Source organism: Vibrio sp. 1751 (assembly GCF_033339895.1).
In the GTDB taxonomy this organism is placed as follows: domain Bacteria; phylum Pseudomonadota; class Gammaproteobacteria; order Enterobacterales; family Vibrionaceae; genus Vibrio; species Vibrio alginolyticus.
Window position 1 is genome coordinate 1 of record NZ_JAWOVM010000121.1, and the last position, 9,555, is coordinate 9,555.

14 protein-coding genes and 1 pseudogene are annotated in these 9,555 nt (G+C 44.6%); 7 read left to right on the plus strand and 8 right to left on the minus strand.

Annotated features, from left to right (window positions below):
• Positions 1 to 85 precede the first annotated feature (85 nt).
• Positions 86 to 322: a sulfurtransferase TusA family protein gene (locus tag R7041_RS21395; RefSeq protein WP_005380414.1), complete on the plus strand. Its 237-nt coding sequence runs from the start codon at positions 86 to 88 to the stop codon at positions 320 to 322.
• Between the two features lies 1 nt (position 323).
• Positions 324 to 1,397 (plus strand): AI-2E family transporter, encoded by a 1,074-nt coding sequence (locus R7041_RS21400; protein ID WP_005389843.1) that lies wholly within the window; start codon positions 324 to 326, stop codon positions 1,395 to 1,397.
• Positions 1,398 to 1,474: 77 nt separating this feature from the next.
• On the opposite strand, the gene bcp is transcribed toward R7041_RS21400, so the two are convergent.
• On the minus strand, positions 1,475 to 1,945 hold the full coding sequence (gene bcp / locus R7041_RS21405) for a thioredoxin-dependent thiol peroxidase (RefSeq protein ID WP_005380418.1): 471 nt from the start codon (positions 1,943 to 1,945) through the stop codon (positions 1,475 to 1,477).
• 16 nt (positions 1,946 to 1,961) lie between these two features.
• Positions 1,962 to 2,504 carry a glycine cleavage system protein R gene (locus R7041_RS21410; RefSeq protein WP_005380420.1) on the minus strand — a complete coding sequence of 181 codons (543 nt, stop codon included), beginning with the start codon at positions 2,502 to 2,504 and terminating at the stop codon, positions 1,962 to 1,964.
• Positions 2,505 to 2,980: 476 nt separating this feature from the next.
• Here R7041_RS21410 and dapA point away from each other — a divergent pair, with 476 nt between their 5' ends.
• Entirely contained in the window at positions 2,981 to 3,859 is an 879-nt protein-coding gene (gene dapA / locus R7041_RS21415) for a 4-hydroxy-tetrahydrodipicolinate synthase (RefSeq protein ID WP_047102853.1), read from the plus strand.
• 80 nt (positions 3,860 to 3,939) lie between these two features.
• On the plus strand, positions 3,940 to 4,959 hold the full coding sequence (bamC, locus tag R7041_RS21420; protein ID WP_005380424.1) for an outer membrane protein assembly factor BamC: 1,020 nt from the start codon (positions 3,940 to 3,942) through the stop codon (positions 4,957 to 4,959).
• Positions 4,960 to 5,065: 106 nt separating this feature from the next.
• On the opposite strand, the gene R7041_RS21425 is transcribed toward bamC, so the two are convergent.
• From R7041_RS21425 to R7041_RS21440, 4 genes are read right to left on the minus strand one after another with little or no spacing between them, the layout of a single operon-like run.
• Complete coding sequence (locus tag R7041_RS21425; RefSeq protein ID WP_005380425.1) at positions 5,066 to 5,269, minus strand: DUF2897 family protein; 204 nt, start codon at positions 5,267 to 5,269, stop codon at positions 5,066 to 5,068.
• Positions 5,266 to 5,964 carry a M15 family metallopeptidase gene (locus R7041_RS21430; protein ID WP_025768261.1) on the minus strand — a complete coding sequence of 233 codons (699 nt, stop codon included), beginning with the start codon at positions 5,962 to 5,964 and terminating at the stop codon, positions 5,266 to 5,268. The genes R7041_RS21425 and R7041_RS21430 overlap by 4 nt, the downstream gene beginning before the upstream one ends.
• A gap of 14 nt (positions 5,965 to 5,978) precedes the next feature.
• On the minus strand, positions 5,979 to 7,115 hold the full coding sequence (gene dapE, locus R7041_RS21435) for a succinyl-diaminopimelate desuccinylase (protein ID WP_017820820.1): 1,137 nt from the start codon (positions 7,113 to 7,115) through the stop codon (positions 5,979 to 5,981).
• A gap of 18 nt (positions 7,116 to 7,133) precedes the next feature.
• Positions 7,134 to 7,484: an ArsC family reductase gene (locus R7041_RS21440; protein WP_005380431.1), complete on the minus strand. Its 351-nt coding sequence runs from the start codon at positions 7,482 to 7,484 to the stop codon at positions 7,134 to 7,136.
• A 291-nt stretch (positions 7,485 to 7,775) separates the two neighbouring features.
• Between R7041_RS21440 and R7041_RS21445 the strand changes: the two genes are divergently transcribed.
• Positions 7,776 to 8,063: a winged helix-turn-helix domain-containing protein gene (locus tag R7041_RS21445; protein WP_005380433.1), complete on the plus strand. Its 288-nt coding sequence runs from the start codon at positions 7,776 to 7,778 to the stop codon at positions 8,061 to 8,063.
• A 34-nt stretch (positions 8,064 to 8,097) separates the two neighbouring features.
• Here the strand turns inward: R7041_RS21445 and R7041_RS21450 are convergent, their stop codons facing one another.
• Both R7041_RS21450 and R7041_RS21455 read right to left on the minus strand, forming a co-directional pair.
• Positions 8,098 to 8,430 carry a DUF4156 domain-containing protein gene (locus tag R7041_RS21450; protein ID WP_005380435.1) on the minus strand — a complete coding sequence of 111 codons (333 nt, stop codon included), beginning with the start codon at positions 8,428 to 8,430 and terminating at the stop codon, positions 8,098 to 8,100.
• 3 nt (positions 8,431 to 8,433) lie between these two features.
• Entirely contained in the window at positions 8,434 to 8,787 is a 354-nt protein-coding gene (locus tag R7041_RS21455; RefSeq protein ID WP_005380437.1) for a DUF2956 domain-containing protein, read from the minus strand.
• Positions 8,788 to 8,931: 144 nt separating this feature from the next.
• Between R7041_RS21455 and R7041_RS21460 the strand changes: the two genes are divergently transcribed.
• Positions 8,932 to 9,417 (plus strand): DUF2919 domain-containing protein, encoded by a 486-nt coding sequence (locus R7041_RS21460; protein WP_206949415.1) that lies wholly within the window; start codon positions 8,932 to 8,934, stop codon positions 9,415 to 9,417.
• A gap of 46 nt (positions 9,418 to 9,463) precedes the next feature.
• Positions 9,464 to 9,555: pseudogene (locus tag R7041_RS21465) on the plus strand (deferrochelatase); the annotation flags it as partial.

A 9,555-nucleotide genomic window follows, 5' to 3' on the forward strand; every position in this document is an offset into this window, starting at 1 on the left:
AAATCATGTCAGAAGTGCTAGCACCAGCTCAAAAAGCCGTTACAATACAACCCTATCATAAGTGCAGAGCAATACAATGGAATCCATGTTACTTGATTTGCGTGAGCAACGTTGTCCTATGGCACTGTTACTTGCAAAGCGTCATGCTGCTGAGGTCTTTCAAGGAGAAGCAAAGCAGTATCATCAACTTGTCATTCAAGTAGTGGACAACAGCTCTAAACGAGACATTGTGAACTATCTTAGTGCCCAAGGGTACTCGGTTGATTGCCAATCTACATCAGAGCACTACACATTGACTGTCTTCAATAAGGAATCCGCATAAGATGTTTGAAATGGTTAGTCGTTGGTATAAACGACGTTTCTCTGACCCTCACGCAGTAAGTCTCGTCGCGATCTTGCTGTTTGGCTTTATCACCATTTACTTCTTTGGACACTTGATTGCGCCATTACTTGTCGCGATCGTTTTGGCTTATCTACTTGAATGGCCAGTTGTCAAAATGTGTCGTATGGGCGTGCCGCGCACTTTGTCGGTTATTATCGTGATCTTGGTCTTTGTCGGGTTAATGTTAATTGCGTTGTTTGGCTTGGTTCCGACGATTTGGACTCAGGTCGGTAATCTAATTAACGATATTCCGAACATGTACAACGGGCTACAAAAGTTTATTGTCACATTGCCAGAGCGCCATCCTGAACTAGCCAATTTAGAAATAGTAGAAACCGTGGTGACGAACGCCAAAAACCAAGCACTGGGGCTGGGTGAAAGTGTCGTCAAAGGGTCGCTTGCTTCATTAGTTAGCATTGCAACGCTAGCGGTATATTTGATCTTAGTGCCACTCCTTATCTTCTTTTTGCTTAAAGACAAAGAAGAAATGCTGCGAATCGCAAGCGGTATTCTGCCGAAAAACCGTAAATTGGCGAATAAAGTTTGGCATGAAATGAACGAGCAGATATCAAATTACATTCGCGGTAAAGTGTTAGAGATTTTAATCGTGGGCGGTGTGAGCTACGTGACTTTTGCCCTTTTAGATCTTCGTTACTCGGCGTTGCTTGCCGTAGCCGTTGGTCTGTCGGTTTTGATTCCTTATATCGGTGCGGCGGCTGTTACTGTACCTGTTGCTATCGTTGGTTTGTTCCAATGGGGTTTAACGCCTCCGTTTTATTGGTTGTTGCTTGCTTACGGTATTATCCAGGCGCTGGATGGTAATGTGTTGGTTCCTGTTCTGTTTTCCGAGGCAGTAAACTTACACCCAGTTGCTATCATTGTGGCTGTATTAGTCTTTGGTGGGCTGTGGGGTTTTTGGGGGGTGTTCTTCGCCATTCCTTTAGCGACATTAGTCAAAGCCGTATGGCATGCATTACCAAGCACGGAAGAAAACGAACCTGTCGAACAAGAGTAGTTGTTACCAAAGGTACGATGGTTAAAAGAAAGCCCAGCAGTTTGCTGGGCTTTTTGTTTGTAGAAAAACAATAGCGTTTAAGCGTTTTCGTTTAAGTAGTTTAATACGACTTCGTGGTGATCTTTGGTTTTGAACTTGTTGAACACATGTTCGATCACGCCTTCTTCATTGATCAGAAAGCTAATGCGGTGAAGACCGTCGTATACTTTGCCCATGAATTTCTTTTCGCCCCAAACGCCGAACTGGTCAGCAACGGCATGGTCTTCATCAGAAAGCAGAGTGAAGTTTAAATCATCGCGCTCGATGAACTTGCCTAGGCGCTTTACAGGGTCGATGCTTACGCCGAGTACCACCACGTTATGTGCATCGAGTTCAGCTTTGATGTCACGAAGGCCTTTTGCTTGTGTAGTACAACCCGGCGTCATCGCCTTAGGGTAAAAGTAGAAAAGTACTTTCTTGCCTTTAAAGTCTTCAAGAGAAACGGTATTTCCGTCTTGGTCGAGCAAAGAGAAGGCTGGCGCTGGCGAGCCTGCTGTCAGCGTATTCATTTTGATTTCCTTTACTTTATAGTGTGTTTTTAATGAAATTCAGAGAACCTTGTACGTTGAGCGACTTACAAAGTTCATCGAAGTCTTCTTGTAACTGCATCAAATTAAAATCCGCGCTTACAGATGCAGTAATCGCAATGTGAAACTGGTCAGAATCGAGTTGAATTTTCGACTTGCTGATGGTTTGCGCGCTAAGAGAGTCTAAACCAATCTGCTGATCAGCGAAGAACTTAGTAAATTTTTCAGTTAACCCAGGGCGGTCTTCAGACTCAATAAACACTTCCATGGTGTAGCTGTTATCGAGCAGTTCGTGCGCCGCTGTGCGTTTCATGATCGTAATAAGGTCATGTTCTTGGCCAAGCAGGGGCAATTGCGTTTCAACTCGAGTCACGCTGCTGGCGTTCCCAGTCAGGAGCATGATCAGCGTAAATTCGCTGCCAAAGATAGCGATACGGCTATCGACTATGTTACAACCAGCTTGAGTAACGAGCTGTACGACTTGGTTACAAATGCCTGGACGGTCCGTTCCAACTGCTGTAAGTACCAGATGTTGCTTCATAAATGAGCTTCTTGTCCTTTCTTCAATAGAGAGATGTTAGCACAGATATTGCGAAGAAATATCGAGCCAGTTCTTTTTTAGTCCATAAAAAAGCAGTCGGAGCTTGAGGGGAGTGGTGGGAAATAAACAGTAAATGCAGGCTATAGGATAAACAAAACGTTTGCATGATGTGCTTGCCTATTGTCTGGCCGTTTTATTCACTTAGATCTGACTTGGCTAACAAGACCAGAGAGTATATTTTCCTTGCTTGTGCTCTTCAGTATTTTCCAAATCACTGATAGATTCTAAAGTCACTCGAAAGCCCAACACGATTATCAATATTGCCGTTAATCAAACCAAATAGAGCAATTAAGTTGCTAGACCTCTAACAACTGATAATTATTCATTCATTTGTACTTTGTAAGCGAGTTTACGCTCTTGTGTTTTTCAATCGCATTACAGTACCATGCAGAAAGAGTTAAATGAGGGAGATAAACATGTTTTCAGGAAGTATCGTAGCGCTGATTACGCCATTCAAAGCAGATGGCGAAGTAGACTTTGACGGTCTGCAAAAGCTAGTAGAGTACCACGTTGAAGCGGGTACAGACGGTATTGTGGCAGTAGGCACAACAGGTGAGTCAGCGACACTGACCATTGAAGAGCATGTAAAGGTCGTTAATAAAACTGTTGAGTTTGCCGACGGTCGCATCCCTGTGATTGCTGGCACGGGTGCAAATGCAACCCATGAGGCAGTAACATTTAGCAAATTACTGGCTGATTCTGGTATTGCTGGCTTCCTGAGTGTGACACCGTATTACAACAAACCAACTCAAGAGGGTTTGTTTCTACATTACAAGGCAATTGCCGAAGCGAGTGATGTGCCTCTAATTTTGTACAACGTACCAGGCCGTACTGCTGTTGATATGCAGCCAGAAACAGTGGCACGCTTGTCAAAGCTTGATAATATCGTAGCTCTAAAAGATGCAACGGGCGATTTGGAACGAATTGCAATTCATCGTGAACTTTGTGGCGAAGATTTTATCTTACTAAGTGGCGATGATGCGACAGGGCTGGATTTTGTGAAACTTGGCGGCAATGGTGTTATCTCGGTAACGAACAATATTGCAGCTAAAGACATGGCAGACATGTTCCATTTGGCAAGTGAAGGTAAGTACGAAGAAGCAGAAGCGATTAACCAACGCTTGATGACTCTACACAAAAACCTTTTCATCGAAGCAAGCCCTATCCCAGTAAAATGGGCAGCGCAAAAGCTTGGTTTGATTGAAGAAGGTGGTTTGCGTCTTCCTTTAACTACGCTTTCTGAAAAATCGCAGCCGATCGTCGAGCAGTCGCTAACAGACGCCCATATTTATTAAGATTGAGCTATTAAGATTGAGTTACTAGGATTGAAGTTCATACTGGGGGCCAAAGCGCCCTCGGTGTTTTAGGAGTATAGATGAAGCTTTCAAGCCAGTTAGTGTTAAGTTCATTAGCTGTATTCGTATTGACTGCCTGTTCAGGTGGTGCCAATCAACGTCGTCAAGCAAAAGATGACTTCGAGTATTTGAACTCCCCAAATTTGGGTGAGTGGAATGTCCCACAGGGTGCACAGCCTCAGTTTTACCCTAACTACGAGATCCCTCAGGGTAACTACGCTGGTGGTGTCGGTAAAGATGTCGACATTCGTCCACCTCAACAAGTCTTAGAGCTTATTCCCGGTGCACGTTTGGACCGCAGCAGTGATGGTGAAGTGACACTTTGGCTACTTCGTAAAGATGAACTAGATAAAGTTTGGCAAACGGTGCAAAACATGGTCGCGGCTAACGAGATTCCAGTTGAAAGCCAAACAGACTCTCGCATCGAGACAGGGTGGGTGACTTGGGATTCGCCAGATGAAGAGCTAGAAATTGGCAGCCGATATGAAATCGTACGCGCTGAAGCAAACGGTCGACACGGCTTTAAGGTGAGCCTTATTGACTGGCGTGAAGGCAATCAAGTGAAAGAAGTAACGGCGACCAACCGTGAGCGCTACAATGTGTTCATGACGAACTTGGTCACCGCTCGCTACGATCAAGAAGTGCGTGAAGAAGCACAGCGTAAAGCGCAAGAGTTGGTTAAACAGATCCCAATCACAATGGGTAAAGACCGCAGCGGACTTCCTGTGATTATCGCGCGTGCGCAATACAACATGCTTTGGCAACGTCTGCCTAATATTCTACCTAAGATGGGCTTTAAGATTGAAGAGCGTAGCCAGTCTCAGGGTACAATCACTGCGAAATATGCGTCTCCGGATGATGAATTCTGGAACGATATCGGCGTTAAACCAGTGGAGTTAGCCGCTGGTAAGTACACATTCTTACTTGGTGATTTAGGCAACCGTACGTCTATCAATATCACCGACTCCTCTGGCAAGCCAGTAGAAGAAGAGTTTTTGAAATCACTAGCGCCTGTATTGGCTGCAACAGTGAAGCAGTAAACAAAGCGAGCTTAACGCGGCGTGTTTACTTAATGATAGAAAAGGGACCTAGTGGTCCCTTTTTTGATGTTTAGATTAAATGTGTCGAGATGAAGCTGGTGAGTAACTAACGAGGCTCGTTTTTGTTTTTATCTTCTTCAGCGTAGCGCTGTTTATCCAATGTGTTCAGCTTATCTAAATCGTTCTTACGGCTTTTATCCATCTGACCAAACTTCATTTTTGCGGTGTATTTGAGTGCGGCAATATTACCAATGACCACGCTCAACACTACAATAATAATGACCCAAGGATTGGTTAGTATTTCTATCATAGAGCCTCCGGCGGCGTGATATTGTGAATAAATTTGGCAACGACGTTATCCAAATTATTCAGTATGACGTCAATCCCTGCAATGTTGTCGGTCTGATTTTGTTTAATCAACTGGCTTCTGAGTACATCAAGCGTCAACTGCTCGAGGCATTGCTGCCCGACAGCGCGGTGACTAATGTGCCAAGGCTCAATCGAAACGCCACCTAAATCATGCTGATAAGGGAAGAAGAAACCGAACCGACCAAGGTTGGCTTTTAACCATTGGTAGAACGCTTGCTGGTGGCCTTCAAGATACTCCCAAGGTTCCAACTTGAGTTTGGTGTCAGCAGGCAATAAATTGCGCGCATAGACATCAAAATCACAACCCCAATGATGACGACTTCCTCCGGGCAATGCCGACCAGCGCAAAATGGCCATCAATTTCTCTTCGTCATTTAACTCTGCTTTATTCAAAGGGCGGGAGTTTATGTCGAGAATTGGCAACTCACCAGAAAACTTCCCGTTCCAGATGGCTTTTTGGCGATTAAAGTCACGAAAACCACTGGCGATTTCCATTTTGAAACCTGCTTCGGTTGCGGCATTAATCATCTTCAATAAGTCATTGACTACTTTAGGGTGAAGCATAAATGCCTTTTGCCCCACTAGTGTGGATTGAAGATGAGAATCAGTGATTCCGGTGAGTTGCTCTGGTGTCATTGTGTTCTCGCTGATTACTTCGCCAATAGGTGTTTCAACGTGTTTTCGTACATGTCCGTCAACTTTTCAAGATCGTCGACTTTCACACACTCGTTCACTTTATGAATCGTAGCGTTAACAGGGCCTAACTCTACGACTTGACCTCCCATTCGAGCAATAAAACGACCATCAGACGTACCGCCAGTTGTAAGTAGCGCTGGCTTCGTATCATTGACTTCGGCCACAGCAGCTACAACCGCGTCTAGCAGTGCGCCCGTATCGGTCAGGAATGGGTCACCGTTGAATGTCCATTTTAGGTCGTAGTCCAGCTCATGCTTGTCCAATGTTTCGGTAACACGCTGAACAATTGCGTCATTGTTAAGCTCAGTACTAAAACGTAGGTTGAACTGAACATGGAACTCGCCAGGAATAACGTTAGACGCACCAGTGCCAGCCGATACATTCGGGATCTGGAAACTGGTCGGTGGGAAGTAATCATTCCCTTTGTCCCATTCTGTCGTCGCGAGTTCATGAATCGCGAGTAGAGACTCGTGCACTGGATTGCTGGCTAGGTGAGGGTAGGCCACGTGGCCTTGTGTTCCTTTTACCGTTAAATCACCAGTGATGGATCCACGGCGTCCATTTTTCACTACATCGCCAACCACTTCGGTGCTGGATGGTTCACCAACAATACACATATCGATGTTCTCACCACGTTCCATCAACGTTTCTACAACGCGAACGGTACCGTTGATAAATGGCCCTTCTTCATCCGACGTAATTAAGAAGCCAATTGAGCCTTTGTGATCTGGGTTTTCGGCGATAAAGCGTTCAACTGCAACAACCATAGCGGCGAGCGACCCTTTCATGTCAGCTGCGCCGCGGCCATGCAAGTAACCATCAATAATGGTCGGTTCAAACGGATGTGTATTCCAGTGTTCCAATTTGCCAGCTGGTACCACATCGGTGTGGCCAGCAAACGCAAATAGCGGCGCTTCTGAACCACGTCGAGCCCAGAAGTTCGTGGTGTCTTCAAATACCATCACTTCAATTTCAAACCCGAGTGCTTTTAAGCGCTCGATCATCAAATCCTGACAACCTGCGTCTTCCGGCGTTACGGACTGTCTACTGATCAGATCTTTAGCAAGTGCCAATACTGGACTGTCTGTCATCCTTGAGTATTCCTTTATTTAAGAGTTGAAAATGCTAGCGTATTGATCAGCTTTAAAACCGATATGAAGTTGATCATTCACTTTTAAAATTGGGCGTTTAATCATCGCAGGGTTTTCTACCAAAAGAGCGATGGCGTTTTCCTCGTTAAGTGTGTCTTTCTGCTCTTGCGCTAATTGGCGGTAGGTTGTGCCACGTTTATTGAGCACCTGTTCCCAACCTAAAGCGCGACAAAATTCACTTACCATTTCTGCATCAATGCCTTGCTTACGGTAGTCATGGAAGTCGTAAGCAATATCCTCGGCTTCTAACCATTTCTTGGCTTTTTTGATCGTATCGCAGTTGGGAATACCAAACATGGTAATCGACATAGTCTTTCCTTTTTCTTTGTTCTATTTTTCACTGGCGCGGTTAAGACGCACTTAAGTGATTTGGGCTGTTAAAGCATCCTATCAAGAAGCAATCAAACTGACAAAATGCGGTGGAAAATATTTTCAGATAGATTGAGATAACTAATGTCACATAACTTATTTACGATGAATGCGCTATAAATCGAATAAAAATTCGTCTAAATCAAATGGAAAAGTCGAGTTATTGATCAAACGCAACACCTCGCTGAGCAAAAACGAAATAATGAATCAGCACAATTTTAGGAGGTGTCAATGGAATTGAGTCCTGTTTTTGCAAGGCGGCTATATTTGGCCTTGTTGGTGGAAAACCTAGAAAGGCCGAATGTGCCAAAGTTGATCGAAAAAACGGGGTGGCCTCGTCGTACTATTCAAGATGTACTCAAGGCGTTACCTGGGATCGGCATTGAACTCATATTCGTTCAAGATGGCCGACGTCATAATGACGGCTATTATCAACTTTCAGATTGGGGGCCTTTTGATAGCCAATGGGTTCTAGAGCGGGAGAGAGATATCGCTAGCAGTCTTGGATTTCGTGCATAAGCCAGCAATTGCTGGCTTTTTTCATATTCAGGCCTCATCCATTGCAGCGGTAGGCGGAACCCAGTACGCTAAATGAAGTGATAAAATCTTGTGGGGAAACCATAAAAACGGTGTCCGCATCGATAGCCGCTGCATTGTTTTTTAAATCGTTCATCGCGCCTTGCATCATCGCGTCATTAGTCATGAAAATGTAGTTATACCAATGGCCTTCACTTCCGGTGACTTCGCCTTTGTATTCGCATCGCTCAGGGTCGAATTGCGCGTCAATGCGAATATGAACATCTTGACTTTGAGCATGAGTAAGGTGAGAAGGCATCGTGCAACCCGTTAGAAGCACGACAAAAAGTCCAAGTAACAGGCGTTTCATTAGCTATTTCCCCAATACTATGTAAGCAGCAAAGCCAATCCAGCTCAGAACAAGTAGTGTCCAAGGCAGTTTGCTTGATGAATGGTTTGGCGCATCGTCGGTGATATTGTCTTGTTCGATAATCTCTTCATGCTGACGTTGTTTTTCACGTTGCTGTTTTTTCTTCGCTTTATCGGCTTGGCGGTTGCGCTCTTTTTGTTGTTTCTTATATTGCGCGATGCCTTTTTCGATACCTTGAGCGATGAGTTTGGTTTGCTCTTTGGTTTGCCCCGGTTTCTGCGTGGATTTGGCAATTCTCATCGCTTCGGCTTGAGTTTCTTGAGAAGGCACAGGGGTGGCAGGAGTTCTTTTTTTCATGTTTCTCATCAACGTCGCTGTAAATCTTTGTTTAGTTTACCTGTGTAAGGTGCTGAAATGAACTTCAGTTCTCATCTTTGTTGGCTTGCAACTCTGAAACGATAGGTTAAAGTGACGTTTTTATCACATAAAGAAGAAGATGTTGTGCGCTATTCGTTTGACCAATATGACGCCCATGGATTTTTAAAGGCGCCGATCATTTTATGGGTGGGATGGATGTTTCTTGTGCGTTCATGGGTGGTGTTTGCCATGGCTGGTGTAAGTCGTGATAGTGGCAGTAAGCTACTCGCTATTGTTTACCCATATTCAAGTACGTTGTATTTAGGTTTGGCGGTGGGCATTCCAAGTTTGCTTCTTATGTGGTTAATGGGGCTTCGTCATCCCGACAGAGGATGGGTAAACAGAATTACTCGCTATGGTCGCGAGATCACTTTGATCTTGTGCGGTATTCAACTTGCTCAGACCATGTATCATGTGTACCTAGAACATGGAGTGTTTAATTGGGCAAACGCCCTTACCATTACCTTATTAGCTTGGTTTATGATCTATCTTCTAAATGGAAGATGGGTAAAAGACTGTTTTCAAGTGCCACAATTGGCGCACGATGAACAGCAGCATTCAAAGAATTAAAAACAATAACTTCCCACTCTGGGGCAAAGTAATAGAGGAAACCTCAATGTCACAAGCTCAAACGGCGATCGTGCCAGAAGCCGGGCCATTTGCACTGTACACTCAACTCAAAGTGAACCAAAACCGTGAAAACGTATT

Coding starts and splice junctions, on each gene's coding strand:
- R7041_RS21455 (WP_005380437.1), bottom strand. CDS start 8,787: ATGAAAAAAAGAACTCCTGCCACCCCTGTGCCTTCTCAAGAAACTCAA.
- R7041_RS21450 (WP_005380435.1), bottom strand. CDS start 8,430: ATGAAACGCCTGTTACTTGGACTTTTTGTCGTGCTTCTAACGGGTTGC.
- R7041_RS21410 (WP_005380420.1), bottom strand. CDS start 2,504: ATGAAGCAACATCTGGTACTTACAGCAGTTGGAACGGACCGTCCAGGC.
- bcp (WP_005380418.1), bottom strand. CDS start 1,945: ATGAATACGCTGACAGCAGGCTCGCCAGCGCCAGCCTTCTCTTTGCTC.
- R7041_RS21400 (WP_005389843.1), top strand. CDS start 324: ATGTTTGAAATGGTTAGTCGTTGGTATAAACGACGTTTCTCTGACCCT.
- dapA (WP_047102853.1), top strand. CDS start 2,981: ATGTTTTCAGGAAGTATCGTAGCGCTGATTACGCCATTCAAAGCAGAT.
- bamC (WP_005380424.1), top strand. CDS start 3,940: ATGAAGCTTTCAAGCCAGTTAGTGTTAAGTTCATTAGCTGTATTCGTA.
- R7041_RS21395 (WP_005380414.1), top strand. CDS start 86: ATGTTACTTGATTTGCGTGAGCAACGTTGTCCTATGGCACTGTTACTT.
- R7041_RS21440 (WP_005380431.1), bottom strand. CDS start 7,484: ATGTCGATTACCATGTTTGGTATTCCCAACTGCGATACGATCAAAAAA.
- R7041_RS21425 (WP_005380425.1), bottom strand. CDS start 5,269: ATGATAGAAATACTAACCAATCCTTGGGTCATTATTATTGTAGTGTTG.
- dapE (WP_017820820.1), bottom strand. CDS start 7,115: ATGACAGACAGTCCAGTATTGGCACTTGCTAAAGATCTGATCAGTAGA.
- R7041_RS21445 (WP_005380433.1), top strand. CDS start 7,776: ATGGAATTGAGTCCTGTTTTTGCAAGGCGGCTATATTTGGCCTTGTTG.
- R7041_RS21430 (WP_025768261.1), bottom strand. CDS start 5,964: ATGACACCAGAGCAACTCACCGGAATCACTGATTCTCATCTTCAATCC.